This window comes from Roseicella frigidaeris, assembly GCF_003258945.1.
Classification (GTDB): Bacteria; Pseudomonadota; Alphaproteobacteria; order Acetobacterales; family Acetobacteraceae; genus Paracraurococcus; species Paracraurococcus frigidaeris.
The window spans coordinates 29,266-55,121 of record NZ_QLIX01000006.1 but is presented as its reverse complement, the minus strand read 5'-3'; the positions used below and the strand labels follow the sequence as shown (position 1 = coordinate 55,121).

At 73.2% G+C, this 25,856-nt stretch carries 27 protein-coding genes; 8 read left to right on the top strand and 19 right to left on the bottom strand.

Going from position 1 to position 25,856, the window contains the following annotated elements; all coding sequences use genetic code 11:
- Nucleotides 1–24: 24 nt before the first annotated feature.
- The 4 genes from DOO78_RS10450 to hisI are packed head-to-tail and all read right to left on the bottom strand — an operon-like array spanning nucleotide 25 to nucleotide 3,108.
- Nucleotides 25–906: a carbon-nitrogen hydrolase family protein gene (locus DOO78_RS10450; protein ID WP_111469710.1), complete on the bottom strand. Its 882-nt coding sequence runs from the start codon at nucleotides 904–906 to the stop codon at nucleotides 25–27.
- A complete protein-coding gene (locus DOO78_RS10445) occupies nucleotides 903–1,502 on the bottom strand; it encodes a GNAT family N-acetyltransferase (RefSeq protein WP_111469709.1) in 600 nt (199 codons plus the stop codon). The genes DOO78_RS10450 and DOO78_RS10445 overlap by 4 nt, the downstream gene beginning before the upstream one ends.
- A 47-nt stretch (nucleotides 1,503–1,549) precedes the next feature.
- Nucleotides 1,550–2,683, bottom strand: a complete 1,134-nt coding sequence (locus tag DOO78_RS10440) for a CobW family GTP-binding protein (protein WP_111469708.1) — start codon at nucleotides 2,681–2,683, stop codon at nucleotides 1,550–1,552.
- Complete coding sequence (hisI, locus tag DOO78_RS10435) at nucleotides 2,680–3,108, bottom strand: phosphoribosyl-AMP cyclohydrolase (protein WP_111469707.1); 429 nt, start codon at nucleotides 3,106–3,108, stop codon at nucleotides 2,680–2,682. Before hisI ends, DOO78_RS10440 begins: the two co-directional genes overlap by 4 nt.
- Before the next feature lie 34 nt (nucleotides 3,109–3,142).
- Here hisI and DOO78_RS10430 point away from each other — a divergent pair, with 34 nt between their 5' ends.
- The 3 genes from DOO78_RS10430 (at nucleotide 3,143) to DOO78_RS10420 (ending at nucleotide 4,480) form a co-directional block, all read left to right on the top strand.
- Nucleotides 3,143–3,667, top strand: coding sequence for a Fur family transcriptional regulator (locus tag DOO78_RS10430; protein WP_111469706.1), 525 nt, complete (start codon nucleotides 3,143–3,145; stop codon nucleotides 3,665–3,667).
- Between the two features lie 116 nt (nucleotides 3,668–3,783).
- Nucleotides 3,784–4,197 carry a Rap1a/Tai family immunity protein gene (locus DOO78_RS10425; protein ID WP_111469705.1) on the top strand — a complete coding sequence of 138 codons (414 nt, stop codon included), beginning with the start codon at nucleotides 3,784–3,786 and terminating at the stop codon, nucleotides 4,195–4,197.
- 10 nt (nucleotides 4,198–4,207) lie between these two features.
- Nucleotides 4,208–4,480, top strand: coding sequence for a glycine zipper domain-containing protein (locus tag DOO78_RS10420; RefSeq protein WP_111469704.1), 273 nt, complete (start codon nucleotides 4,208–4,210; stop codon nucleotides 4,478–4,480).
- A 287-nt stretch (nucleotides 4,481–4,767) separates the two neighbouring features.
- Here the strand turns inward: DOO78_RS10420 and metC are convergent, their stop codons facing one another.
- From metC to DOO78_RS10400, 4 genes are all read right to left on the bottom strand, one after another.
- On the bottom strand, nucleotides 4,768–5,967 hold the full coding sequence (gene metC / locus DOO78_RS10415) for a cystathionine beta-lyase (RefSeq protein WP_243634497.1): 1,200 nt from the start codon (nucleotides 5,965–5,967) through the stop codon (nucleotides 4,768–4,770).
- Nucleotides 5,967–6,812 carry a sulfurtransferase gene (locus DOO78_RS10410; RefSeq protein ID WP_111469703.1) on the bottom strand — a complete coding sequence of 282 codons (846 nt, stop codon included), beginning with the start codon at nucleotides 6,810–6,812 and terminating at the stop codon, nucleotides 5,967–5,969. Before DOO78_RS10410 ends, metC begins: the two co-directional genes overlap by 1 nt.
- A 76-nt stretch (nucleotides 6,813–6,888) precedes the next feature.
- Nucleotides 6,889–7,641, bottom strand: a complete 753-nt coding sequence (locus DOO78_RS10405) for an alanyl-tRNA editing protein (RefSeq protein ID WP_111469702.1) — start codon at nucleotides 7,639–7,641, stop codon at nucleotides 6,889–6,891.
- On the bottom strand, nucleotides 7,638–8,279 hold the full coding sequence (locus DOO78_RS10400; RefSeq protein WP_111469701.1) for an NUDIX domain-containing protein: 642 nt from the start codon (nucleotides 8,277–8,279) through the stop codon (nucleotides 7,638–7,640). Before DOO78_RS10400 ends, DOO78_RS10405 begins: the two co-directional genes overlap by 4 nt.
- A gap of 108 nt (nucleotides 8,280–8,387) precedes the next feature.
- Between DOO78_RS10400 and DOO78_RS10395 the strand changes: the two genes are divergently transcribed.
- On the top strand, nucleotides 8,388–9,299 hold the full coding sequence (locus DOO78_RS10395) for a DMT family transporter (protein WP_111469700.1): 912 nt from the start codon (nucleotides 8,388–8,390) through the stop codon (nucleotides 9,297–9,299).
- A 16-nt stretch (nucleotides 9,300–9,315) separates the two neighbouring features.
- Here DOO78_RS10395 and DOO78_RS10390 read toward each other — a convergent pair whose 3' ends face one another.
- Nucleotides 9,316–11,682: an ATP-binding protein gene (locus DOO78_RS10390; protein ID WP_111469699.1), complete on the bottom strand. Its 2,367-nt coding sequence runs from the start codon at nucleotides 11,680–11,682 to the stop codon at nucleotides 9,316–9,318.
- A gap of 345 nt (nucleotides 11,683–12,027) precedes the next feature.
- Between DOO78_RS10390 and DOO78_RS10385 the strand changes: the two genes are divergently transcribed.
- Together DOO78_RS10385 and DOO78_RS10380 are read left to right on the top strand one after the other, a co-directional pair.
- Nucleotides 12,028–12,771 (top strand): metal ABC transporter ATP-binding protein, encoded by a 744-nt coding sequence (locus tag DOO78_RS10385; RefSeq protein WP_111469698.1) that lies wholly within the window; start codon nucleotides 12,028–12,030, stop codon nucleotides 12,769–12,771.
- Nucleotides 12,747–13,637 carry a metal ABC transporter permease gene (locus DOO78_RS10380; RefSeq protein ID WP_243634496.1) on the top strand — a complete coding sequence of 297 codons (891 nt, stop codon included), beginning with the start codon at nucleotides 12,747–12,749 and terminating at the stop codon, nucleotides 13,635–13,637. The genes DOO78_RS10385 and DOO78_RS10380 overlap by 25 nt, the downstream gene beginning before the upstream one ends.
- 61 nt (nucleotides 13,638–13,698) lie before the next feature.
- Here the strand turns inward: DOO78_RS10380 and DOO78_RS10375 are convergent, their stop codons facing one another.
- The 5 genes from DOO78_RS10375 to DOO78_RS10355 all read right to left on the bottom strand — a co-directional run bounded on the left by DOO78_RS10375 (nucleotide 13,699) and on the right by DOO78_RS10355 (nucleotide 20,220).
- Complete coding sequence (locus DOO78_RS10375; RefSeq protein WP_111469697.1) at nucleotides 13,699–15,894, bottom strand: T6SS phospholipase effector Tle1-like catalytic domain-containing protein; 2,196 nt, start codon at nucleotides 15,892–15,894, stop codon at nucleotides 13,699–13,701.
- Nucleotides 15,895–15,985: 91 nt separating this feature from the next.
- On the bottom strand, nucleotides 15,986–17,590 hold the full coding sequence (locus tag DOO78_RS10370) for an ABC transporter substrate-binding protein (RefSeq protein WP_111469696.1): 1,605 nt from the start codon (nucleotides 17,588–17,590) through the stop codon (nucleotides 15,986–15,988).
- Between the two features lie 4 nt (nucleotides 17,591–17,594).
- Nucleotides 17,595–18,425, bottom strand: coding sequence for a polysaccharide deacetylase family protein (locus DOO78_RS10365; RefSeq protein WP_111469695.1), 831 nt, complete (start codon nucleotides 18,423–18,425; stop codon nucleotides 17,595–17,597).
- A gap of 44 nt (nucleotides 18,426–18,469) precedes the next feature.
- Entirely contained in the window at nucleotides 18,470–19,243 is a 774-nt protein-coding gene (locus tag DOO78_RS10360) for an SDR family NAD(P)-dependent oxidoreductase (protein ID WP_111469694.1), read from the bottom strand.
- Between the two features lie 65 nt (nucleotides 19,244–19,308).
- Nucleotides 19,309–20,220, bottom strand: a complete 912-nt coding sequence (locus DOO78_RS10355; RefSeq protein ID WP_207802857.1) for a DMT family transporter — start codon at nucleotides 20,218–20,220, stop codon at nucleotides 19,309–19,311.
- A gap of 138 nt (nucleotides 20,221–20,358) precedes the next feature.
- Here DOO78_RS10355 and DOO78_RS10350 point away from each other — a divergent pair, with 138 nt between their 5' ends.
- Nucleotides 20,359–21,177 carry a metallophosphoesterase family protein gene (locus DOO78_RS10350; RefSeq protein WP_111469693.1) on the top strand — a complete coding sequence of 273 codons (819 nt, stop codon included), beginning with the start codon at nucleotides 20,359–20,361 and terminating at the stop codon, nucleotides 21,175–21,177.
- A gap of 15 nt (nucleotides 21,178–21,192) precedes the next feature.
- On the opposite strand, the gene DOO78_RS10345 is transcribed toward DOO78_RS10350, so the two are convergent.
- From DOO78_RS10345 to DOO78_RS10325, 5 genes are all read right to left on the bottom strand, one after another.
- Nucleotides 21,193–21,471 (bottom strand): hypothetical protein, encoded by a 279-nt coding sequence (locus DOO78_RS10345; RefSeq protein ID WP_111469692.1) that lies wholly within the window; start codon nucleotides 21,469–21,471, stop codon nucleotides 21,193–21,195.
- An 85-nt stretch (nucleotides 21,472–21,556) separates the two neighbouring features.
- On the bottom strand, nucleotides 21,557–21,757 hold the full coding sequence (locus tag DOO78_RS10340; RefSeq protein WP_111469691.1) for a hypothetical protein: 201 nt from the start codon (nucleotides 21,755–21,757) through the stop codon (nucleotides 21,557–21,559).
- A gap of 114 nt (nucleotides 21,758–21,871) precedes the next feature.
- Nucleotides 21,872–22,153 carry a YqaE/Pmp3 family membrane protein gene (locus tag DOO78_RS10335; protein WP_111469690.1) on the bottom strand — a complete coding sequence of 94 codons (282 nt, stop codon included), beginning with the start codon at nucleotides 22,151–22,153 and terminating at the stop codon, nucleotides 21,872–21,874.
- Between the two features lie 154 nt (nucleotides 22,154–22,307).
- On the bottom strand, nucleotides 22,308–23,729 hold the full coding sequence (gene glnA / locus DOO78_RS10330; protein ID WP_111469689.1) for a type I glutamate--ammonia ligase: 1,422 nt from the start codon (nucleotides 23,727–23,729) through the stop codon (nucleotides 22,308–22,310).
- A 197-nt stretch (nucleotides 23,730–23,926) separates the two neighbouring features.
- A complete protein-coding gene (locus tag DOO78_RS10325; protein WP_111469688.1) occupies nucleotides 23,927–24,265 on the bottom strand; it encodes a P-II family nitrogen regulator in 339 nt (112 codons plus the stop codon).
- Nucleotides 24,266–24,616: 351 nt separating this feature from the next.
- On the opposite strand from DOO78_RS10325, the gene DOO78_RS10320 reads away from it, so the two are divergent.
- A complete protein-coding gene (locus DOO78_RS10320) occupies nucleotides 24,617–25,810 on the top strand; it encodes an aminotransferase (protein WP_111469687.1) in 1,194 nt (397 codons plus the stop codon).
- Nucleotides 25,811–25,856 lie beyond the last annotated feature (46 nt).

Genomic DNA, 25,856 nt, shown 5'->3' with positions numbered 1-25,856 from the left:
CGGGGCTGGGACGGGGGCTGGGGCTCACGCGAACGCCGCCGGCGCCGCGGCGGCGAAGGGTGTCCGCGGCCAGTCCCGGTGGTTGAGGACCGCGCCCTCGCGGCGCACCGCCTCGATCCGGGCGGGGTCGAGGCTGGCGATGGCCCAGCCCGGCGCGTCCATGGCCGCCTCGGCGATGACGCCATCCTCCGGGAAGCCGCGATCGACCGGGCCGAAGATGGCCGCCTGGCCGCGATTCTCGTCGAGCGCCGCCGACCAGGGGGCGGTGCCGACGGTCGGCGCCACCGCGACGAAGCACTGGTTCTCCAGCGCCCGCGCCTGGGCGGCGAAGCGCACCCGGTTGAAGCCGTGCCGCGTGTCGGTGCAGGTCGGCACCAGCAGCAGCCAGGCGCCGGCCTCCACCTGGGCGCGGACGTGGGAGGGGAACTCGGAATCGTAGCAGACCGAGAGGCCGATCCTCCCCCAGGGCGTCTCGAAGACCCCCGGCGCGCGGCCGGGCGAGACGCCCCAGCGCTCCGCCTCGAAGCGGGTCATCAGGCGCTTGTCCTGGAAGGCGATGCGGCCCTCCGGCGTGATCAGCGGCGCCCGGTTCACCACCCGGCCGTCCAGCGCCATGGGCAGGGTGCCGGGTTGCAGCCAGATCCCGTGCCGCCGCGCCGCCGCCCGCATCGCCTCCAGGATCGCGGGCGCCGCACCGACCATGGCCCGCAGCTCGGCCGCCTCGTCGGCCACCACCCGGCCGGCGAGCGCCGCGCCGAGCTCGACGCAGGCATATTCCGGCAGCAGGGCGAGGTCGATCCGGCCGGCCGCCTGCCCGAGCCAGTGGTCCAGCCGGGCGGCGAAGTCGCCGATATCCGCCGGCCGTCCCACCGGCCAGGCCAGGGCGCCGAGACGGAGCGCGGTCACAGCGGCTCCTTCAGCCAGAAGGCGAGGGTGTGCGGCGTCTCCCGGTCGTCGCCATGCTCCTTCCAGGAGAGCAGGCAGGACAGGTCGGGCCGGTGGACATAGCCGCGATGCCGCCAGAACCCGTCGAGCGGCGCATAGCCTTCCGGCCGGCGCGGATCGTTCGGGTTGCGCACCACGGCGCAGAAGGCCGCCGCCGGCAGGCCGAGGGCGCGGGCATGCGCCTCCCGCGCCGCGAAGAAGCCGACCCCGGCGCCGCGGCCGCGATAGGCCGGCAGCAGCACGCTCTCGCCGAAATAGCAGTAGCGCGCCGGGTCGAGCCCGCGGGCCCGGAAGGCGGCCGGGACCGCCTCGTGCGACGCGGTCATGGGCTGGCAGGTGGCCATGCCGACCGGCGCCTCGCCGTCGAAGGCGACCACCACCGCGGCCGCGGGGTCGGCGGCATAGGCGGCGATGTAGCGCGCCTCATGCGCCGGGTCGCCATCGTAGAGATAGGGATATTCGGCGAAGACCGCGATGCGCAGCCGCGACAGGGCGGGCAGCGCCGCCTGCAGCGCCGCGCCCGAGAGGGTCTCCAGCCGGAGGGGGGAGGGGCTCATGCGGCCGAGATAGGCAGGTCGGCCGCCGGGCGCAAACGCCACCGCGCTCAGGGGCCGACCGCCCCGGTCGCCGCCTGCTGCCGCGCGCTCTCGGCGAAGGCGCGCAGCCCCTTCTCGACCGTCGCCCGGTCGAGGTCGCGCAGGATGAAGACCAGGCGCGAGCGGCGGTCGTCGCCCTCGGGCCAGCGCTCCAGCTTCACCGGCGGGTGGAAGAGATGCTGCACGCCATGGATGGCGACCGGCCGCGTCTCGCCGAGCAGGTTCAGGATGCCCTTGATCCGCAGCACGCTCTCGCCGCGGGTCATGGTCAGCACCTCGAGCCAGGTGGCGAGGCCGTCCCAGGGCAGCGGCTCCTCGAAGCTGACGCAGAAGCTGTGGATGCGGGCGTCGTGGCGGCTGGGATCGTGGTGGTGGTGATGCGCGCCGGGATGCGCGTGGCCGTGGTCGTGCCTGTGGTCGTGCCCGTCGCCGGGCGCCTCCGCCGCCTGCCAGGCCTCGGCATCCAGCCAGCGGCGGACATCCGGGTGCTTGCGCGTGGCGTCGTAGAGGCCGCAATCGAGCAGCGCCTCGGGCTCGATCTCGCCCTGCAGCGCGGTCAGCAGCGGCGCGCCGGGATTGAGGTCGCGCAGCCGCGCCCGGAGCGCCGAGACCGCCGCCGGCGTCGCCAGGTCGGTCTTGGTCAGCACCAGCCGGTCGGCGACCGCGGCCTGCTTCACCGCCTCCGGCTGGGCGTCGAGCGTCGCCATGCCGGTCGCGGCGTCGACCAGCGTCACCACCCCGTCGAGCCGGTAGCGGTAGAGCACCAGCGGGTCGCTCATCAGCGTCTGCAGGATCGGCGCCGGATCGGCGAGGCCGGTCGTCTCCACCACCACGCGGCGGATGGCGTGCCCCTGCTCGATCCGCAGCGCCAGGTCGCGCAGCGCCCGCACCAGGTCGCCCCGCACCGTGCAGCAGAGGCAGCCGGCATTCAGCAGCACCGTGTCGCCGTCCAGCCGCTCGACCAGCAGGTGGTCGAGCCCGACCTCGCCGAACTCGTTGATCAGTACCGCCGTGTCGCGGAGCGCCGGGTGCCGCAGCAGCCGGTTCAGCAGCGTGGTCTTGCCGCTGCCGAGGAAGCCGGTGAGCACGGTGACCGGCACCGGTTCCGGCCGCGGGGCGGGCGGGGGCGCGGCGGCGCTCATCGGCCGTAGAGCGCCTCCGGCGCGATCTCGGGCGCGGCGATCTCGGCCAGCGCCCCGTCGCGCAGCGCCCGGTAGAAGCAGGAGCGCCGGCCGGTATGGCAGGCGACGCCGGTCTGCTCGACCAGGGCGAGCAGCGTGTCGCCATCGCAATCGAGCCGCAGATCGACCAGACGCTGCTGCTGGCCGGAGGTCTCGCCCTTGCGCCAGAGCCCGCCGCGGCTGCGGGAGAAGTAGCAGACCCGGCCGGTCGCCAGCGTCTCCTCCACCGCCTCGCGGGTCATCCAGGCGAGCATCAGCACCTCCCCGGTATCGTGCTGCTGGGCGATGCAGGGGACGAGGCCGCGGGCATCGAAGCGGATGGCCTCGAGCAGCCGGGCGCGGCTGGCGGCATCGGCGGTGGCGGGTTTCGCGGCGGCGGTTGTCATGCCCCTATATAGGGGAGGGATGACCCCGGCGAGAATGGAGGGGAAGACGGGCATGACGCAGGTCGCGCCGACGGAGACGAGCCTCGACCACGCCGCCGCGCTCTGCGCCCGGCGCGGGGCGCAGCTCACCCCGCTGCGGCGGCAGGTGCTGCGGCTGGTGCTGGAGGCCGAATCGCCGGTCGGGGCCTATGCCCTGCTCGATCGGCTGAAGGCGAGCCGCGACCGCGCGGCGCCGCCCACGGTCTACCGCGCCCTCGACTTCCTGGTCGAGCAGGGGCTGATCCACAAGGTGGAGCGGCTGAACGCCTTCATCGGCTGCACCGACGCGCTCGACCACCCGGCGGATTGCGGCTGCGACGCGGCGCATGACCATCCGCATCAATTCCTGATCTGCGGCCGCTGCGGCGCGACGGCCGAGATCAGCGATGCCGGTGTGGCCGCGGCGCTGGCGCGGGCGGCGCGGCAGGTGGGCTTCGCGCCGCGGCGGGCGACGGTCGAGGTCGAGGGCCTCTGCGCCCGCTGCGCCGCCGGCCCGGAGCCTGCCCCCGGGGCCGCCTGAGCCCGCCCGGCCGGGACGCTCCCGGTCGTCCCGGCTCGCCGGCGCCGGTTGCAGGACTCCGGCCGGCCGGTGTCTGCTGGGCCAGCGCGGCCGGAAGGCCCGCAGGGAGACATGGAATGCCGACACGCACATCCCTCGTTCTCGCCCTCGGCCTGGCCCTGGCGGCGATGCCCGCCACGGCCGAGGTCACGCGGCAGAATTTCCGCGGCGGCCGCACCGGCGACCTCGCCGCCCTCTGCGGCGCCGGCACGCAGGACCCGCTGCATTCCGTGGCCGTCGCCTGGTGCCATGGCTTCCTGGTCGGGGCCGGGCAGTACCACCAATCCGTCGCCGCGGCCGGGGCGGGCGGCCGGTCGCTGTTCTGCCTGCCGACGCCGGAGCCGACGCTGGAACAGGCGCGCCAGGCCTTCGTCGCCTGGGCCGGCAGCCATCCGCAATATGCCGAGGAGCGGGCGGTGGACGGCCTCTCCCGCTTCGCCGCCGACACCTATCCCTGCCCGCGCGCCCAGGCGCCGCGGACGCGCCGCTGAGGGCCCCGCCATGCGCAAGACCGTTCTCCTGCCCGCCCTCCTCGCGCTCGGCCTCGCCGGCTGCGGCGACCTGAACCCGACCCAGCAGCGCACCCTGACCGGCGGCGCGGCGGGGGCCGCGGGCGGCGCGCTGATCGGCGCGATCGCCGGCGATGCCGGCCTCGGCGCGCTGATCGGCGGCGGCCTCGGCGCCGGCGGCGGCTACCTCTTCGACCAGAGCCAGCAGTCGCAGCAGCGCGCCTACCAGCAGGGCTACTACCAGGGCCGCGCCTCGCGGCGCTAGGGCACTTCCCCTGACACCGGTTCAGGAGAAGTGCCCTAGGCTTTTGTTTTCAGAGCATCTTCACCCGATCAGGCGAGATCCACCTGATCGGGATCTGCTCTAGGTGCTCCCCACGACGTCGCTGCGCGCCGTCGCGGGGGCCCCGGTCAGTCGCCTCGGGCCCTGGATAGGTCCCAGCCTGCCGCGGCAAAGCCGCGGCAGGACAACGGGCGGCGACGCCTTCGACAGTTGGCCCGGACCCCTGAGCGACGGTCCCGCGAAGCCGTTGGCCGGCCACGCGGGCGGGTTCAGCCGCCGAGCCGGGCGAGGCCCTGCTCGAGATCGGCGATCAGGTCGGCCGGCTCCTCCAGCCCGACATGGATGCGGCACATCGGCCCGCCGAATTCGCCGGTGCCGGCGGTGCGGGTGATGTTGCCGGTGGTGGCGATGCAGAGGCTCTCATAGCCGCCCCAGCTCGCGCCGATGCCGAAGAGGGCGAGGCCGTCGATGAAGCGGCAGAGGTCGTCGAGCGTGTAGCGCGGCTGGAAGACCACCCCGAACAGGCTGCAGGTGCCGGAGAAGTCGCGCTGCCAGAGCGCATGCTGCGGGTGCTTGGGCAAGGCGGGGTGCATCACCCGCAGCACCTCCGGCCGGGCGCTCAGCCAGCGCGCCACCTCGAGCCCGCTCGCCGCCTGCCGCTGCAGCCGCACCGCCATGGTGCGCACGCCGCGCAGCGCCAGCCAGCAATCATCCGGCGAGGCATACTGGCCGAGCTGCGAGGCGGCGGCGCGCAGCACCCGCCAATCCTCCTCGCTGTTGACGGTGACGCTGCCGAGCAGGATGTCGGAATGGCCGCCGACATATTTGGTCAGCGCCTGGATCGAGACGTCGACGCCCTTCTCGAAGGGGCGGAAGTGGTGGATGCCCCAGGTGTTGTCCATCATCACCTTGGCGCCACGGGCATGCGCGGCCCGGGCGATGGCCGGGATGTCCTGGATCTCGAAGCTGTGGCTGCCGGGGCTCTCGGTGTAGACGACCTTCGTGTTCGGCCGGATCAGCGCGGCCATGCCGGCCTCGTCCACGCAGGGATCGTAGTAGGTGGTCTCGACGCCCCAGCCGCGCAGCAGGCCGTCGCAGAAATTGCGCGCCGGGCCATAGACGCTGTCCGGCATCAGGCAGTGGTCGCCGGATTTCAGCCAGGCCTGCAGCGGCACGGTCACCGCGGCGAGGCCGGTGCCGAGGATGAGGGCGCGGCTGCCGCCCTCGATCTCGGCGACCACGTCCTCCAGGGCATAGTGGGTCGGCCCGCCCTGGGTGCCGTAGGTCATGTACTGCTCGAAGCGGTGCTTCGCGCCCTCGCGCCGCGCCGCGCAATCCGGGAACAGGACGGTCGAGCCGCGATGCACGGCCGGGTTCACGAAGCCATGCACATGCGTGCCGGCGCGCCCGGCATGGCTCATCCGCGTGGCGAAGCCCTGGCGGCGCTGCGGGGTCATGTCGTCGGGCATCAGCCGGTCACCTTCGGGGTCTCGGGGCGGGCCGCCCATTCGCTCCAGGAGCCGTCATAGACCGCGGGCTCCGGGAAGCCGGCGCGGACCAGGCCGAGGGCGAGGGCGCAGGCGGTGACGCCCGAGCCGCAGGAGGTGACGACCGGCCGCTCCGCGGTCACGCCGGCCGCCTCGAACATCCGGTGCAGGGTCGCCGGGTCCTTCAGGGTGAGGTCGGGGTTCAGCAGCTCGGAGGAGGGGAGGTTGGCGGCGCCCGGCATGTGGCCCGAGGGCAGCTCCTTGCGCGGCTCGGGGGCGCTGCCGTCGAAGCGGCCGCGGGCCCTGGCATCGAGGATCAGCGCCTCGCCGCCGCCCTGGCGCACGATGCGCTTGACGTCGCCGATGCCGCGCAGCCGCTCCGCCCGGAAATCGGCGACGAAGCGCGCCGCCGGCCGCGCCGCGCCCTCGCCGGTCTCGACCGGCCGTCCCTCGCGCTGCCATTTCGGCAGCCCGCCATCCAGCACCGCCACCGCGTCATGGCCGAAGAGGCGCAGCATCCACCAGCCGCGGGCCGAGGACCGCAGGCCGTGCTGGTCGTAGAAGACGAGCCGCGCGGCGTTCGAGATGCCGAGCTCGCCGGCCAGCCGGGCGAAGCGCGCCGGCGTCGGCACCATATGCGGCAAGTCGGTCTCCGGATCGGCGATCTGGTCGATGTCGAAGAGCTGCGCGCCCGGGATATGCGCGGCGCGGAACCCCTCCTGCTTGCTGCCGGGCTCGCCGGGCAGGTAGGTCGAGCAGTCGAAGACCAGCAGGTCGGGCTTGCCGAGCTCCGCCGCCAGCCACTCGGTCGAGACCAGGTTGTCCATGCCGCTCACTCTCCTGCGCCCTGTTTGGCGCCCTGTCCGGTGCCCTGTCCTGGGCCTGCCGTCGCCGCGCCGCGCCTCATGCCGCTCCTCCGGCCGCCCCTTCGGCCGCCGGGTCCGGCAGGACGAGGTAGACGCGGCGGTTCTGCTTGCCCTTGTTCTCGAGCTTCGCCACCTCGACGCGGCCGATCTCCCCGGTGCGGCGGACATGCGTGCCGCCGCAGGGCTGCAGGTCCACCGGCGCCGCCTCGGGGCCGATGCGCACCAGGCGGATGCGGCCGGCGCCGCGCGGCGGCTGCACCGAGAGGGTGCGGACGAGGCCGGGATTGGCGTCGAGCTCGGCCTCGGTGATCCAGCGCTCGCCCACCGGATGGTCCTCGCCGACCAGGCGGTTCAACGCCTCGGTCAGCCAGTCCCGGCCCGGCGGCTCGGCCAGGTCGAAATCGAGGCGCGACCGCTCGGTGCCGATCTGCCCGCCGGTGACGCCGGCCCCGGGCAGCAGGCTGCAGAGCAGGTGCAGGGCGGTGTGCATGCGCATGTGCCGATGGCGCGGCGCCCAGTCGAGGCGGGCGGTGACCGGGGTGCCCACGGCGGGCAGGGGGGCGCCGTCGGCGGGCAGGTGCAGCACCGTCTCCTCCGGCCCCTTCACCGCCCGCAGGATCGGCGTCTCGCCCCCAGGCCAGCGCAGCGTGCCGGCATCGCCCGGCTGGCCGCCGCCCTGGGCGTAGAAGGGGGTGCGGTCCAGCAGGATCCCCTCCGGCCCGGCGGCGAGCACCGTCGCGCCGGCCTCGGCGCAATAGGCATCCGTGCGGAAGAGCAGCTCGGTCGTCATCGGGCCCAGTCCTGTCGCAGCCGCGCGCGGTGGTGTCGCAGCCACCAGAGGCACAGCATGGTCGTCGCGTTCATGATGCGGTTGGCGTCGAGCATGGCGAAGGCCTCGGCCGCCGGCACGACCAGCAGGCGGGTATCCTCCTGCTCCTCGGCCAGGCCATGCGTCCCGGCGCTGCCCGGCGGCGGCAGGGCGATGCGGGCGGCGAAGAGATGCATGGTCTCGTCGCAGCCGCCCTGCAGCAGCATGGTGCGGCAGATCGGCTCGAAGCGGTCGGGGCGCAGCCCGGTCTCCTCCAGCGTCTCGCGCCGCGCCACCGCCTCCGGCGTCTCGCCCGGCTCGCGCAGCCCGGCCGGGCATTCGACCATCACCGGCTCGAGCCCGGCGGCGAGGGCGGGCAGGCGGAATTGCTCGATCAGCGCGACGGCATCCGCCGAAGGGTCGTAGGGGAGGATGGCGACGCCGCCATGCCGGCGCCACAGCTCCCAGACCAGCTCGCCGGAGGGGCGGCCGTCGAATCGGGTATAGGTGAAGCGCACGCGCTGCAGCGGGAAACGGCCGTCCCAGACGACCTCGTCCTCGAGCACCGTCACGCCGGGATGCGCCGGGATGGGCGGCGCCTTTGCGGGTCTGGCCTTCATGCGGCGGCGACCCTAGAGCAGATTGCCGCCGGCCGGAAACGCCCCCGGGGGAGGATGGCCATCGAGGGTCGCTGTCCCTGTCGCGGGCCGCGGCCCAGGAACCGAGGAATGCCGGGAACGCCCATCACCCTGCCTGCCGCGACGGCCGCCGCCGCCCGTCGCCACGCCATCCTGATGATCCTCGGCGCCGCCGGGCTGTTCTCGCTCGCCGGCGCCCTGGTGAAGGCGCTCGATGGCAGCGTGCCGCTGGCGCAGGTGGTGCTGTGCCGCAACCTCTTCGCCCTCCCGGCGCTGCTGCCGCTGCTCTGGCGCGCGGGCGGCCTGGCGGCGCTGCGCACGCGCCATCCCGGCCTGCATGCGGTGCGGCTGGCCGGCGGGCTGCTCGGGATGGTGGGCGCCTTCTACGGCTATGCGGTGCTGCCGCTGGCGACGGTCACGGCGCTCGGCTTCACCATGCCGCTCTTCCTGACGCTGCTCTCCATCCCGCTGCTCGGCGAGCGGGTCGGGCCGCGCCGCGGCGGGGCGGTGCTGGCCGGCTTCGGCGGCGTGCTGCTGATGACGCTGCCGGGCGGCGCGGCGGGGGCCCACTGGCTCGGCCTCGCCGCGGTGCTGCTCGGCGCCGTCGGCTGGGCGCTCGCCATGATCACCATCCGGCGGATGGGCGATGCCGGGGAGGCGAACGTCGCCATCGTGCTCTGGTTCGCGCTCGGCGCGATGCTGGTCTCGGGCCTGGTCGCGCTGCCCGGCTGGGTGCCGCCGCAGCCCGGGCAGTGGGGGCTGCTGATCGGCGTCGGCCTGATCTCAGCCCTGGCGCAGGTGATGATGACCGAGGCCTATCGCCGCGGCGAGGCGACCCTGCTGGCGCCCTTCGAGTATTCGGCGATCCTCTGGACCACGGGCCTCGGCGCGCTGGTCTGGAGCGAGCTGCCGGATGGCTGGGACCTGCTCGGCATGGCGGTGCTGGTGGCCAGCGGCCTCTTCATCTGGCACCGGGAGGTCACGCTCGGGCTGCGCCGGTGACCGCCGGCGCGGCGCCCTACCGGCCTTCGGCGGCGAGCAGCGCGGCGACCTGGTCGATGAGCTGGCTCCCCGTCACCGGCTTGCGCAGCAGGGCGAAGCCGCCATCCACTTCCTGGCCGATGGCGAGCGCCGCGGCATCGCCGGCATAGCCGGTGACCAGGATGGCCGGCAGGCCCGGCCGCAGCTTGCGCGCCTCGCGGATCAGGGTGACGCCGTCGATCCCATCCATCGCCAGGTCGGAGACCAGGAGGTCGAAGCCCGGCCCGTGCGCCAGCTGGGCCAGCGCCGTCGCGCCGTCCGCGGCATCGACGACCTCGTAGCCGGCATCGACGAGCTGGCCGGCCAGGACCTCGCGCACCACCGGTTCGTCATCCACGAGAAGAACCCGGCCGCAGCCCCCCTCCCACGGCGCCGGCGCCCGCGGCGCCGGCGCCGGCGGCGCCTCGTCATCGCGGATCGCCGGCAGCCAGAGCGAGATCCGGGTGCCGCGGCCCGGCCGGCTCTCGATCGTCATCCGGCCGCCGGACCCCTCGGCGAAGCTGCGGGCCATGGCGAGGCCGAGGCCGGTGCCCTTGCCGACCGGCTTGGTGGTGAAGAAGGGCTCGCCGGCCCGGGCGAGCGTCGCCTGGCTCATGCCGGCGCCGGTATCGGCGACGGTCAGGCGGACATAGGGGCCAGGGGCGAGCCCGGGCCCGCCATCCGGGGGCACGGCGAGGAGGCTGGCCGAGAGCGTCAGCCGCCCTCCCTCCTCCATGGCGTCGCGGGCGTTCGTGGCGAGGTTGACCAGCACCGTCTCGAGCTGGCCGCGATCGGCGAAGACCGCCGGGAGCGCCGCCGGCGCCTCGATCTCCACCCGGATCCGGGCCCCGAGGGTCGCCGCCAGCACCTCGCGCAGCCCGGCCAGCAGCGTGCCGACATCGAGGCGGTCGGCCCGCAGCTCCTCGCGGCGGGAGAAGGCGAGCAGGCGGCGGGTGATCGACTGGCCGCGCTTGGCCGCCTCCTCCACCATGCCGGTGAGCCGGGCCACCGCCTGCGGGTCGCCGGCGCGGCGGCCGATCAGGGCGACGCCGCCGAGGACGGCCTGCAGCACGTTGTTGAAGTCGTGCGCGATGCCGCCGGCGAGCTGGCCGACGGCCTGCAGCTTCTGCGCCTGCAGCAGCGCCGCCTCGGTGTTGCGGCGCTCCTGGATCTCGGCCTCGAGCCGGGCATGTGAATCCTGCAGCGCCTGGGTGCGCTCGGTGACATGGCGCTCGAGCAGCTGCGCATGCTGGCGCAGCTCGTCCTCGCGCTGCTGCAGCGCCGCCGCCATGGCATTGAAGGCGCCGGCGAGCTGGCCGAATTCCGAGCGGTTGTCGGCCCCGGGGGCACGCGCCATCAGGTCGCCCGCGCGCCAGCGGCGGGCGGCCGCCAGCAGCGCCTCGGTCGGCCGGGCGATGAAGCGCCGCGCGACCAGCAGCGTCAGCCCGAGGGCGAGCAGGCTGCCGCCGAGGGTGATGAGCAGGCCGCGCAGCATGGCCCGGCGGATGTCGTGCAGCAGCTCCGGCTCCTCGAAGCCGACCAGCGCGGCGACGCCGTAGCTCGTCCGGGTGGGCGGCACGTAGCCGATCAGCCGCTCGACCCCATCGACCCCCGGCACGCGGATGGTCCCGGGAGCCTCGCCCTGCAGCACCGGCAGCGCGCCCGGGGGCAGGCTGTGCCCGACGAAGTCGGCATGCCGCTGGTCGCGCGCGATGATGGTGCCCTCGGCATCGGTGAGGGTGAGCACGCTGGCGCCGACGAAGGGCGAGCCGTCGCGCTTCATGCGCTGCAAGGCCTGCTCCAGCCAGCCGAGCTCCAGCCCTGCCACCAGCGTGCCGCCGCTCGACTGCGCGGTCTCGACCGGCAGGTAGAAGGGCAGCACCCCGTCCGGGGAGCCGGCGGTGCGGGTGTAGCGGCCGGCCTCGAACCCCTGCGCGGCGCGCGCCGCGGCGATCCAATCGGCCTTGGCGTCGAGGCGCGCCAGCTTGCCGTCCGAGGCGCAGGCGATGTTGCCGGCAGGATCGACCAGGGCGATGAAGGCGTAGCCCGGCGCGTGCCGGCGCAGCCGGGCGAGCTGCCGGTCGCAGCCGGGGGCGAGCTGGCGGACCGCCTCGCTCTCGGTCGCGGCGCCGAGCAGGATGCGGGCCCCCTGGGCGATGCCTTCGAGGTTGCCGGCCAGGAGCTGCGCCTGCTGGATCGTCAGATCGCCGAGCTGGGCCTTCCGCTCCGACCATTGGCCCCAGGCGATGGCCACCTGCATGGCGAAGACCGGCAGCAGCGAGGTGGTGATGATGAGGACCAGCCGCGTGGCCAGCCGCATGCTCGCCGGGCGAAGCCGCGGCGAGGCGATCGCGCTGCGTGACATCCCGGCAACCCGGTGCTCGCGGGGGGCGGTGAACGCCTGACGCATGTCCCAGACGACGGTTCCAGGTTGATTGCCTCGGCCACCATTCTCACAAAAAGGCTAAATTTGCTTCACGGCGCCGAGAGGTATCGCTAACGGATCGCATGCCGGTTGTCATCCCTCCGACGACAGCCTCCGATGGGGCGATGCCGGCTTGCCACGCCGGCCGAGGATGTTATGTGATAACGTCATGGCCCTGAGCATCCCCGACCCGCTTGCCCTGTCCTCGGGCGCCGGTTCCCGCCTCCTGCTGGCGGCGGCGGCGGTGGCGGTCCTCTGGGTCGGCGTGGCCTGGGCGCTTCAGCCATGATGCGGCCGGCCGAGATCCGCCTGACCGACCTCACCGTTTCCTATGGCCGGCGGCCGGCGGTGCACCATCTCTCCGGCCGCTTCGCCCCCGGCAGCCTCACGGCCGTGGTCGGGCCGAACGGCGCCGGCAAGTCCACCCTGCTGCGCACCCTGGCCGGGCTGCAGCAGCCGGAATCGGGCCGGGTCGAGGGCGCCGCGGGCCAGGTGGCGCTGCTGCCGCAGGCCGTGGCGCTGGATCGCGCCTTCCCGATCGCCTGCCTCGACCTCGTGCTCTTCGGCCTCTGGGGCGAGAGCGGCGCCTTCCGGGCGGTCACCCGCGCCGGGCGGGAGCGGGCGCGGGCGGCGCTGGCGGCGGTCGGGCTCGGCGGCTTCGAGGCGCGGCCGGTCGGCAGCCTCTCGACCGGCCAGTTCCAGCGCCTGCTCTTCGCCCGGCTGCTGCTGCAGGACGCGCCGGTGATCCTGCTGGACGAGCCCTTCAACGCGCTCGATGCCCGCACCGCGGCCGACCTGCTCGCCATGGTGCATCGCTGGCACGGCGAGGGCCGCACCGTCATCGCGGTGCTGCACGATCTCGAGCTGGTCCAGCGCGAATTCCCCGAGGCGCTGCTGCTGGCCCGCGACTGCCTCGGCTGGGGCCCGACCGAAGCGGCGCTCAGCGCCGCCAACCGGCTGCAGGCCCGCCGGATGGCCGAGGCCTGGATGGCCGGGCCCGAGCTGTGCCAGCGGCGGGACGCCGCCTGATCCACGACCTGCTCTTCGGCCCGTTCCAGGAATTCGGCTTCCTGCGCCGGGCCCTGGTCGGCTGCCTGGCGCTCGCCCTGGCCGCGCCGCCGCTCGGCGTCTTCCTGATGCTGCGGCGGATGAGCCTGACCGCCGATGTGCTGGGCCACGGCATCCTGCCCGGCGTCGCCGCCGGCTTCCTCCTCGCCGGGCTCTCCCTGCCGGCGATGGCGCTCGGCGGCGCCCTGGCGGGGCTGGTGGTGGCCGTCGGCGCGGGGGCGCTGTCGCGGGCGACCGGGGGGCGGGAGGATGCCTCGCTCGCCGCGCTCTACCTCGTGGCGCTCGCCCTCGGCGTCGCCCTGGTCTCCTGGCGCGGCGGCGCGGTGGAACTGACCAACCTGCTCTTCGGCAGCGTCCTCGGAGTCGACGACGCGGCGCTGCTGCTGATGGCCGGGGCGGCGACCCTCACCCTGCCGGTGCTGGCGCTGGCCTGGCGGCCGCTGGTGCTGGAATGCCTCGACCCGAGCTTCGCCCGCGCCGTCGGGGCGCGTGGCGCCTGGTGGCACATGGCCTTCCTGGCGCTGGTGGTGCTGAACCTGATCGCCGCCTTCCAGGCGCTCGGCACGCTGATGTCGGTCGGGCTGATGATGCTGCCGGCGATCGCCGCGCGGCACTGGGCGACACGGGTCGGCGGCATCGTCTATGCCGCGGTCGCCATCGCCGCGCTGAGCGCCTATGCCGGGCTGCTCCTCTCCTTCCATGCCGATGTGCCGAGCGGGCCGGCGGTGGTGCTGGCGGCCGGGCTGGCCTGGCTGGTCTCGGTGCTGCTCGGGCCGGTGGACGGGCTGCTGCCCCGGTTCTGGCGCCGGCCGCATCTGGCCGGGTAGGGCAGGGCGCGGGCGGGCCTGGACGTACGACAGGCCCGCGCAGGGGGCACCGGCCGCGGCGTCAGGGCAGGCGCCGCAGCGTCACCCGCGCCGTGGCGCCGCTCCCGGCACGGCCGGGCCCGAGGTCGAAGCCGAAGGGCAGCATGCCGTTCAGAAAGAGGTGGAACTCGCCCGCCTGCGGCGCGGTGAAGCGCGCGACGAAGACCCCCGGCGCGACGGGCGTCGCATCGGACGACGCCGCATCCGGCAGCGGCTGCAGCACCCATTCCGCGCGGCTGCCCCGCCCGACCCGGCCGATGGGCTGCCCCCAGCCGGCGCTCCACCAGCGCCGCCAGGGCAGAAAGCGGCCCGTCTCCGCCTCGGGGCGCGGGATCCCCGGCGCGATCTCGATGTGATACCGCGCCCCGGCCGCCAGCCCGATGCCGCTCGCCCAGCAGGGGTCGCCCGCCGTGAAGCCCTCCCGCGCGAGGCTCTCGCCGGCCGCGAGGGGCGTGACCCTCGCCGAGGCGGGGCAGAGGCTGCCCAGCTCGGTGCGCAGCGCCAGGCCGACCGGATGCAGCAGGACGAGCCCTCCCAGCAGGAGCCCCCCCAGCAGCCCAGCCGGCAGCACGACCTCCCCGGCCAGACGCTGCGTCCAGGCGGCCTGGCCAAGCCGGCAAAGCCGCTCGGCGATGGCGATGGCCAGGCGGGAGACCGGTGGCGGCGGCTGCTCCATCGGCGCCCGGCGCCAGCCGTAGCGCGCCAGCGCCGCGATGCGGTCGCGCAACGCGCCGCTCCAGCCGATGAGGCCGAGGACGATCAGGAGCAGCAGCAGCGAGGGCAGCGGATGCGCCGCGAGGCGTTGCAGCCAGCCCTCCAGCGGCGCCGGCAGGAGGGACCCCAGTGCCAGGATCGGCGGCGCCAGCAGCGCCGAGGCGGCGCCGTCGAGCCTGGCATAGGCCCCGTCGCCACCGGGGGGACCGACCAGGAAGGGCGCGAACAGGGCGCCGAGGCTCGCCGGCGCCATCAGCGCATGGGCGGCGCGGCGCCACCAGATCAGCGCCCGCTTGCCGGCGCCGGCCGCCTTGCCGCGCGCATCGGTCTGCGGCAGGAGGCCGGCCAGGCTGGCCGCGGGCGCTCCGTCCCGCCGCAGCAGCGCGGCCTGCGGCAGGGCGACCGGGGCATAGGCATCGGTGCCGTCGGCGATCCTGGCAAGGACGGCCGGGTGGATGTCCGCGGGCTCCGGCCCCCGGGGCCCGTCGATGCGGACCCGGCGCGGCGCGTAGCGATAGAAGATGCCGAGCCCGGCCCGGGATTCATGCGCATCGCCGAGGGCCGAGGCGGTGGTGCGGCCCGCGGCCAGCGTCTCCTCGCGGAAGCGCAGCCCCGCCCGGGATGCCTCCTCCGCCATCCAGCCGAGCGGCACGCCGGCCAGGCTGTCGTCGGGGTATCCGCCGCCGACATCGCTGTGCGCCCCGGCGAACCAGAGCTCCCGGATGCGCGCGGCATCGGCAGCATCGCGACGCTGGAACAGCACCGGATGGAAGGTGAGCCGCTCGTCATCGAGCGAGAGCGCGTGGCGCGCCGCCTCGACCCGGGGGGAGAGGTGGCGGTTGCGGAAGGAGAGCGGCCAGATCGCCTGGTCGATCGCCGTCCGCAGCAGGCCGATCGGCACGCCATAGGCCTCGACCGTGTCGAAGAGGCCGAGGAAGCGAAGCCTCGGCGTGGCGGCATCGGGATGGCGTGCCGCGAGCACCTGGCGGTAGGGGCGGTGGCGGAGCAGGCGGTGCCAGATGCCGAGGATCGCGTCGCGCAGCAGGCGGGTCGCCGCGATGGTCGGCCAGCGGCGCTGCCAGGACCGGCCGCTGGCCCGGTAGGCGCGCCAGGCCGCCATGGCGTTCCGCTTCATCTCGGCCCGCGTCACCGGCCGGCCATCGATCTCGGCCGGCATCAGCCCCTGGCTGTCGATGAGGCCGATCAGGCTGCGGATGGTGAAGGCGCCGCGGCTGAAGCCGAAGGCCCAGATCTCGTCGCCGGGGCGCCAGTTGTAGCTGAGGAAGCGGTAGAGCTCGCGGATGTTGCCCGGCACGCCGAAGCCGGTCGCGCCGTCGAGCAGCGCCAGGGGGCGGAAGCCGCTGGTGCCGACGCCCTTGATGTAGCGCGCGAGCTGGTCGCAATCCTTGCGGTCCAGCGCCTGGTAGAGGCGCCAGACATTGGACTCGCGGACGGCATAGGCATTGCCCGTGCCGTCGGCGAAGACGACGAGCCTGCGTCCCATGCCGCCCCCTCCCCAGGGCCCGCGACGGTGCCGGGGCCGATGGCGATGGACAAGTGCGCCGCCGCACGCCGCAGGCCGGCGGAAGGATGCGCTATTTCGCCCGCTCGATGTTCCAGAGCACCGGGAAGCCGAAATCGATCACGCCTTTCAGCTCGGCGCGCCAGACCGCCGGGCTGCGGAACTGGCCGCTGGTCGGGAAGGTGACGTTCTCGATCGCCAGCCTCTGCAGCTCGGCGGCCAGCGCCTTGCGCTTCGCCGGATCGCCCTCCGCCACATAGGCGTCGAGGACGGGCTTCATCGCCTCGACGCAATAGCCCCAGGGCTGGTTGCCCGAGCAGTTGTAGCCGATGCCGACATTGGACAGCGGGTCGGCGAGGTCGAAGCCGGTATAGACCACCGGCACCAGGTTCCAGCCGCCGCGCTCGACCGGCTCGCGTCCCACCCAGCGGCCGGCGATCGAGGACCAGTCGGCGGTCTGGACGTCGAGGTTGAAGCCGGCGCGCTTCAGCCGGTCGATCACCACCAGCGCCATCGGGTTGATCAGCGCCGAATCGGCCGGTTGCAGAAGGACGATCGGCTCGTTCCGGTAGCCGGCCTCCTGGAGCAGGGCGCGCGCCCGTTCGAGGCTCGGCTGGCGGATGGCCTCGCCGCCGGCCTTGCTCGCATAAGGTGTGCCGCAGAGATAGAGGGAGACGCAGTCGGGCGAGGTCATGTCCGCCGGCAGCCCATGCGCGGCGACGATCTCGCTGCGGTCGAGCGCGGCCTGCACGGCGCGGCGCAGCGCCAGGTTCCGGTCGAAGGGCGGCAGGTGGTGGTTGATCGAGACGCCGCCCATGATCTGGCTGATGCCGCCCGCCTGCGAGATCACCAGGTTCCTGTCGCGTCGGAAGCGCGGCAGGTAGTCGAAGGGCGCGTATTCCAGGTAGTCGACCTCGCCCTGCGTGATGGCGGCGGCGCGCAGCGAGACATCCGTCATGGTGAGGAACTCGACCCGCGCGGCGAGCGGCCGCTTGCCGCCGGCGAGCCCATCCGCCGGCTCCTCGCGCGGCTGGTAGGCGGGGTTGCGGCGGAAGGCGGCCCGCTCGCCCGGGACCCATTCCTCCCTGGCGAAGAGGAAGGGCCCGCTGCCCATGATCTCCTTCGCCGCCTGGGTCGGCGGCGTCGCATCGGCGATGCGGGCGGGCATGATGAAGGGGACGTGCACGCTCGGCTTGCCGAGCGCCTCGATCACATGGCCGAAGGGCTGCTGGAGCCGGAGCGTGAAGGTCGCCGGATCGACCACCTCCATCGCCTGCGTCGCCGCCATCAGCCGCCGGCCGATGGCGTCGCGCTGGCCCCAGCGGCGGAGGGAGGCGACCGCATCCGCGGCGGTCACCGCCGTGCCGTCATGGAAGGCGAGCCCCGGGCGCAGGCGGAAGGTCCAGAGCAGGCGGTCCGGGCTGGCCTCCCAGGAGTCCAGCATCTGCGGCCGGTAGCCGCCCTTGCCGTCCATGGCGACCAGGGTGTCGAAGACCATGTAGGCGAAGTTGCGGGTGACGAAGCTCGGGCTGGAGATCGGGTCGAGCGTCTGCAGCCCGACATTCAGCACCAGGCGGAGCGGCCGGTCCTGCGGCTGCGCCCGGGCGACCGCCGGCGCCAGCAGGGCGCCGAGGGCGAGGACGGCGGCGAGCCGGCGCAGCCCCGCGCGGCGCGGCATCGGCTCAGCGGGCTTCATGATGCGTCGCCCAGGCCTCGGCGATCTCGGTGCAGGTGGCGAACCAGACGCCGGGGAACTCCCGGATCCAGGCGATCATCTCGCGCAGCAGGGCGATGCGGCTCGGCCGCCCGCTCACCTGCGGGTGCATGACCAGGTTGTACAGCCCGCCCCAGCGATGGATCTCCTGGAACTCGGCCTGGAAGATCTCCCTGATATGGCTGTTGGTGAAGATCGGCCGCGGCCCCTTGATGGAGAACAGCGCATAGGGCGCGTCGTCGAGGCTCCAGTGCCAGGGCAGCTCCACCGGCCCCGGGCGGCCGTCCGGCATGGCGTGGCGATAGGGGTTGATGTCGTCGAGCAGCGAGGAATCGTAGAGGAAGCCGTGCTTGTCGAGCAGGCGGATCAGGTTGTCGCTGGTCTCGCCGGCGGGCGAGCGGTAGCCCTTCGGCGTGACGCCGAGCACCCGCTTCAGGCTGTCGAGCCCGCGCTCCATCTCCTCGACCTCCTGGTCGGGGAAGGCCGGGTCGATCCAGGCATGGGAATAGCTGTGATGGCCGATCTCATGGCCCTCGCGCAGCACCATCTCGCAGCGGTCGGTGTGGTTCTCGACCGTCCAGCCGGGGATGAAGAAGGTGGCCGGGACGCCGGCATCCCGCAGCGTCTCGAGGATCTTCGGCACGCCCACCCTGGCGCCGTAGCGGCCCTGGCTGAGGATGCCGGGGCGGCGGATGTTGTCCGGGTCGCGCGCCATCCAGAGCGTCTCGGCATCGAAGTCGAAGGTGAGGGCGACCGCCACCCGGGCGCCGTTCGGCCATCGCACGCGCATGTCGATCATCGCACTGTCCTCTCGTCCGGGCGGGCGGCGAAGGGGCCGCCGGGTCAATCCTCCTCGCGCGGCAGGTGCCGGGCCGCGAGCCAGCCGCCATCGACGCCGATCACCTGGCCGGTGACGTAGGAGGCGTCCTCCGAGGCGAGGAAGGCGATCACCGCGGCGACCTCCTCCGGCTTCGCGGCGCGGCGCAGCGGCGTCGGGGCAAGCACCGCGCGGTGGTAATAGGCATTCGCCAGATGGCCCTCGGTCATCGCCGTCTCGATGACGCCGGGCGCCACGGCATTCACCAGGATGCCGGCGGGGCCAAGCTCGGCGGCGAGCTGGCGCGTCATCTGCGCGATGCCGGCCTTGGCGACCGCATAGGCCGTCGTGCCCGGCACCCCGGCGAGGCCGAAGACGGAGGAGACCGAGACGATGCGCCCGCCCGGCCGCGGCAGATGCGGCAGCACCGCCCGGGTCACGCGCAGCACCGCGGTCAGGTTGGTGTCGATGAAGCGCTCGAGCAGCGCGTCGTCCGAGTCGGCGAGGGGCCTGGAGCCGCCGATGCCGGCATTGTTGACCAGGATGTCGATGCGGCCGAAGGCGCCGAGGGCGGCGGCGGCCAGCGCCTCCCCGGCCTCGCGCGAAGCGAGGTCGAGGGTGAGGGATTCGGCGCCGATCGCCGCGGCCGTCCCGGCCACCGCCGGCAGCCGGTCGGCGAGCAGGAGCCGCGCGCCCTCGGCCGCCAGCCGCGCCGCGGTCGCCGCGCCGATGCCACGCGCGGCGCCGGTGACGACGGCGACCCGCCCGGCGAAGCGGCCGGCCTGTCCGCCCTGCTGCATCGTGCACCCCGCCTGTTGCACTGCGGCATGGTGCGGCGATCCTGGCGCTCCGGCAACCCCGCCCCTCAGCCATGCCGTGCCTGCATCCGGCGCTCCCGCGCCCGCACCCGCTCGCGGTGCACGGTGTAGAGGCCGCTGGCGATGATGACCGCGGCGCCGAGCAGCGTGCCGCCATCCGGCACCGAGGCGAAGATGAGCCAGCCGAGCGTGGTCGAGAACAGCAGCTGCACATAGGAGAAGGGCGCGAGCACCGAGGCCGCGGCCTGCCGGTAGGCGAGGATGACGAGATACTGCCCGACCGAGGCGCAGGCGCCGTGCAGCAGCCCGATGCCGAGCTGGGCGAGGTTGGGGGTCTGGAAGACGAAGGGCACGAGGAGGGTGAGGAGCAGGAGGCCGGTGCCGGCCGACCAGAGCACCGTTGTCTCGGTCAGGTCGCCGGCGCCCATGCGGCGGGTGATGACGATGGTCGCCGCCCAGCAGAAGGCGGAGGCGAGGGGGAAGAGGGCCGCCATCTGGATCGCGCCGCTGCCCGGCCGGATGACGATCATCACCCCGATGAACCCGACCAGCACCGCCGCCCAGCGCCGGATGCCGACCTTCTCGCCGAGGAAGAGGATGGACAGCGCGGTGACGAAGCCGGGGGAGACATAGGTGATCGCCGTCGCCTCGGCGATCTGCAGATGCCCGAGCCCGGCGACGAAGAGCACCGCCGAGCCGACCAGGGTGATCCCGCGCAGCAGCTGCAGGCGGAGCCGCTTCGGCCGCAGGCGCATCGCGCGGCCGTGCCAGGCGATGCCGAGCGCGAAGAGGAGGAAGACGATGTAGCGGATCCAGGCGATCTCGACCACGGGCATGCCCTGCAGCCGCAGCAGCTTCGACATCGCGTCCGAGACGGAGAAGAGGATGACCGAGGCGATGATCAGGAGGACGCCGCGCAGGACCCGCTCGGGGGCCGCGTCGGTGGTGGTCGCGCTCAAGGCAGGGTCCTTGCCGGCCGGTGGCCATGCGGTGGGGTTCCACCCAGGATAGGGCCTTGGGCACCGGCCGTCCCGCTCCTGCCCTTCACTTTCAGCGCCGGATGGCGACTATCCTGGCGGGTCACGAGAGGGCGCCGCATGACCAGCATCCTGCAGATCACCGACCTGCACCTCTCGCCCCGCAACACCTTGTTCCGGCGCAACCTCGCCCTGATCCGGGACTGGGCGGCGGCGGCGCGGCCGGGGCTGGTCGTGGCGACGGGCGACCTGTCGCTGGACGGCGCGGGCGGCGATGCCGATCTGGAATTCGCCGCCGGGCTGCTGCGCGACCTGCCGGCCCCGGTGCTGATGCTGCCCGGCAACCACGATGTCGGCAGCGACCCGCGCACCAGCCCGACGCAGCCGGTGGAGACCGCAAGGCTGGCGCGCTTCCGCCGCATCGCCGGCCCGGATGCCTGGCGGCGCGACCTGCCGGGCTGGCGGATCATCGGCCTCAACAGCGAGGTCATGGGCACCGGGCTGGCGGAGGAGGGGGTGCAGGCGGGCTTCATCCGGGACGCCACGGCCGGCCTCGGCGACCGCCGCCTGGCGGTCTTCCTGCACACCCCCGTCTTCACGACCCGGCTCGAGGATCCGGGCTTCGACTACTGGTCCGTCGCGCCCGAGGCACGGCCGGCCCTGCGGCCGCTGCTCGACCATCCGGCGCTGCGCCTCGTCGCCTCAGGCCATCTGCACCTGCATCACGGCTTCCAGCTCGGGCCGGTGCGCTATGCCTGGGCGCCGCCGCTCTCCTTCGTCTGCGAGCCCGAGATGCAGCGCGGCATCCCGGGGGAGCGGCGCACCGGCGCGCTGCTGCACCGGCTCGGCGCGGAGGCCGTCGAGACGGCGCTGGTCGCCCCCGAGGGGCTTGACTGTCCCTGGCTGGCCGAGATCCGGGCCGAGACGACGACCGGTTGAGGCTGGTCGCGGGGGTCAGGGATGCAGGTGATTCGGCCGGGGGGAGGGGGACCGGCGGCGGCCGCGCGGCGCGGCTGGCGCCGCAGCCTGGCCCGGCGGCGGCGGCAACGGCATCCAATAGGTCGGCTCGCTGTCGAGGCGCGCGCCGCTATAGGCGGTCGACCAGCCGCAGGCGGCGTCCCAGAAGATCGCCACGACATCCTGCCGCCGGTCCGGATCGAGCTGCGCCGGCAGATAGGCGAGGACCGTGCTGCCATCCCGCGGCGCCGACGTGATCGGCTTCCAGGGTTCCATGGCGCATTCCCTGTGGCTGTGGAGGGGGACGCTATCGGGTGAGTCTACGCGGAGACCGGCGATGGGTTGCCTGCCGCAGATGCCCTCAGCCGCGCCGGCGCCCCATCATGCGCGCGACCAGCATCAGCAGCACACCGAGGGCGACGACCCCATAGGTGGCGGGCGCCGCCCTGATCGCGGCGATGGCCGCTTCCGGGATTTCCAGCAGGCTGTCCCAGCCGAAGACATGGGCGGCGAGCCCGAGCAGCACGAGCAACGCCCCGAGCGACCAGAGCGATCGCGCCATCCGCATCCTCCCCCTGCCCGGGCCGCAATGGCCGCGGGATCAGCCGACCCGGCTGGAGCGTGATCGCCTGAGGTGGAAACACCGAAGGCGTGAATCACGCGACCAAACAACGCGCTAGACCATGCTCCGCGAACCGGAGTGAGCGGATCGTGGTCTAGCGCGGTCGCGCTCGAGCGCCGTCTCGATCAGTCGCCGGTCGCGCGCCTCCTGCTTCCGGCCGCGCACGACGAGGACGGCCCATAGCACGGCGAGAGCCCAGGTCAGCAGCCCCGGCACGAAGGGAAGGATCAGGAGCAGCAGCCCGGCCAGCCAGAGCAGGCCGTTGAACACCGCCTGGAAGGGACGGCCGGCGAGCAGGATGGCGAGGGGCGGGACGAGCAGGGCGAGAAGGTACATCACGCCTCAACAAAGCATCGAAGCGGCATCGGTTTCCGATCCCGCCGCCGGCGCGGGTGGCAGGACGCAAGACGCCGCCGGGCGCGGGCGCCCGGCGGCGTGGCAGAATGGGCGGCCGGCGCCGTCCGCGCGGGACGGCGCCGGCCCCGGACCCTCAGACCGAGTAGTACATCTCGAACTCGACCGGGTGCGGCGTGTGCTCGAAGCGGTACACCTCGTTCCACTTGAGCTCGATGTAGCTGGCGATCTGGTCCTCGGAGAAGACGCCGCCCTCGAGCAGGAACTCGTGATCCGCCTCCAGCGCGCCGAGCGCCTCGCGCAGCGAGCCGCAGACCGTCGGGATGCCCTTCAGCTCCTCCGGCGGCAGGTCGTAGAGGTCCTTGTCCATCGGGTCGCCCGGATGGATCTTGTTCTTGATCCCGTCCATCGCCGCCATGGTGAGCGCGGCATAGGCGAGGTAGGGGTTCGCCGACGGGTCGGGGAACCGCACCTCGACGCGCTTCGCCTTCGGGCTGGTGGTGTAGGGGATGCGGCAGGAGGCGGAGCGGTTGCGGGCCGAATAGGCCAGCAGCACCGGCGCCTCGAAGCCCGGGATCAGCCGCTTGTAGGAGTTGGTGGAGGGGTTGGTGAAGGCGTTCACCGCCTTGGCGTGCTTGATGATGCCGCCGATGGCGTAGAGGCACATCTCGCTCAGGTCGGCATAGCCGGTCCCGGCGAACATCGGCTTGCCCTCCTTCCAGATGGAAAGATGGGTGTGCATGCCCGAGCCGTTGTCGCCGTAGATCGGCTTCGGCATGAAGGTCGCGGTCTTGCCGTAGCTGTGCGCCACGTTGTGCACGCAGTACTTGTAGATCTGCATCTGGTCGGCCATCGTGACCAGCTTGCCGAAGCGGGTGCCGAGCTCGTGCTGAGACTGCGCCACCTCGTGGTGGTGCTTCTCGATCGGCAGGCCCATCTCGCCCATGGTCGAGAGCATCTCGGCGCGCAGGTCCTGCTCGCTATCGACCGGCGGGACCGGGAAGTAGCCGCCCTTCACGCCGGGCCGGTGGCCCATATTGCCTTCCGGGTACTCCTTCATGTTGGCGCCCGGGCCCTCGATGCTCTCGAGGAAGTAGCTGCCGAAATTGCCGCCCGTGCCGAAGCGCACGCTGTCGAAGACGAAGAACTCGGCCTCGGCGCCCACCAGCACCGTGTCGCCGACGCCGCTCGACTGCACATAGGCCGAGGCCAGCTTGGCCGTGGCGCGCGGGTCGCGGGCGTAGAACTGGCCGGTCGAGGGCTCGATGATGTCGCAGATCAGGATCAGCTGCGGCTTGGCGGAGAACGGATCCATGCAGGCCGTCTCGGCATCCGGCATCAGGATCATGTCGGACTCGTTGATCGCCTTCCAGCCGGCGATCGAGGAGCCGTCGAACATGATGCCGTCGACGAAGGTGTCTTCGCTCACGGTGGAGACGTGCTGGGCGGTATGCTGCCACTTGCCGCGCGGGTCGGTGAAGCGGAAGTCCACGTACTCGACGCTGTGCTCCTTGATCATGTCCATGACCTTGGAGACGGCGGCTGTGTTATCTGCCATGTCGTGCGTCCTGTTACTCTGACTGGTCCCGGAGACCCTTGCGGGGTCTCCCCTTCGCCCCCTAGGCGCGGCGCACGCCGCAACCCGCGCCCGCGCCGCCTCGGCGACGCGGAACCCGGGCTCGCCGCCGCGGGCCGTGGGCTTGTCCCGGCCGCAGCGTGTCTGCGGCGGCCCGTCCTGCCGGGCCGCCGCTGCGATCAGACCGCGTCCTCGCCCCGTTCGCCGGTGCGGATGCGGATGACATCCTGGATGTCCGAGATGAAGATCTTGCCGTCGCCGATGCGACCGGTGCGCGCGGCCTGCTGGATCGCCTCGACCGCACGCTCGATGAGGTCGTCGGTGCAGACGACCTCGATCTTCACCTTCGGCAGGAAGTCCACGACGTATTCGGCCCCGCGGTAGAGTTCCGTATGGCCCTTCTGGCGCCCGAAGCCCTTGGCCTCGACCACGGTGAGGCCCTGCAGGCCTATCTCGTGCAGGGCGTCCTTCACCTCGTCGAGCTTGAAGGGCTTGATGATGGCCTCGATCTTCTTCATCGGCTCCGCTTTGCGTTCCGGGGATGGTCTTCGTTCCGAAGCGGTCCCGGCATGACGCTTCCTCCTGACCTCTCCGCCCTCCGGCGGTGCCGGCCGACGCTGTTTTGCACGCCCCGTGCCACCGGTTCAATCGGCCCTCGGCGCGAAATCCGCGGTGCGCGGCGCGGTTTGTGCCTGTTGTGGCGGCAATATGCCCTTAGTTTCGGCAGATCCCGCCGCCTCCGCGGCTTGCGGCGCGAGCGGCCGATACCCATTATGGCCGGCACATCCAGGGCATGCCCGGCGCCGGCCAACCGCGGCGCCGGGCATGCCCGATTGCTTTGATGATCCATCGGGAAGGGCAAGGGCGGAATGCAGCCCCAGAACAGCCTGCTATCGGCCACCGGCACGACCATCTTCACCGTCATGAGCGCGCTGGCGCTGGAGCACGGCGCGATCAATCTCGGCCAGGGCTTCCCCGACTATGACGGGCCGGAGGACGTGATCGAGGCGGCCGCGGCGGCGCTCCGGGATGGCCGCAACCAGTACCCGCCGCTGACCGGCGTGCCCGAACTTCGCCAGGCCGTCGCCGCGCACAACCGCCGCTTCTACGGCATCGAGGCCGATCCGGCGAGCGAGGTGGTCGTCACCTCCGGCGCCACCGAGGCGATCACCGCCTGCCTCATGGCCGTGCTCAATCCCGGCGACGAATGCGTGCTGATCGAGCCGCTGTATGACACCTACCTGCCGGTGGTGAAGCTGCTCGGCGCGGTGCCGAAGCTGGTGCGGCTCTCGCCGCCCGACTGGGCGCTGCCGCGGGCCGAGCTGGCCGCCGCCTTCGGGCCGAGGACCAAGGCGATCCTGCTCAACACGCCGATGAACCCGACCGGCAAGGTCTTCACCACCGCCGAGCTCGCCTTCCTCGCCGAGCTGATCCGCCGGCACGATTGCTACGCCATCTGCGACGAGGTCTACGAGCACCTCACCTTCGACGGCTGGCGGCACATCCCGCTGATGACGCTGCCCGGCATGCGCGAGCGCTGCATGCGCATCGGCAGCGCCGGCAAGACCTTCAGCCTCACCGGCTGGAAGGTCGGCTACATCACCTGCGACCGCAGCCTCGCCGGCAATGTCGCCAAGGCGCACCAGAACCTCACCTTCACCACGGCGCCGAACCTGCAGCGCGGCGTCGCGGTCGGGCTGATGAAGGAGGATGCCTATTTCGCCGGCCTCTCGGCGCAGCTCCAGGCCAAGCGCGACCGCCTGGCGCGTGGCCTGGCGGCGATCGGCTTCGGCGTGCTGCCGACCCAGGGCTCCTACTTCATCACCACCGATGTCCGGCCGCTCGGCTTCAACGGCGACGACGTCGCCTTCTGCCGGACCATCACCGAGGAGGCGAAGGTGACCGCCATCCCGGTCACCGCCTTCTACGCCTCGGCCGAGGCGCCGAGCCACTATGCCCGCTTCGCCTTCTGCAAGGGCGAGGCGGTGCTGGACGAGGCGCTGGAGCGGCTGCGGGCCTGGGCGGCCGGGCGTGGCCGGCAGTTGACGGCGGCCGCCGGCTAGAGCGGGACTCCGCCCCCTGACCAATCGCCCGGGGCGGCGTGCGGCC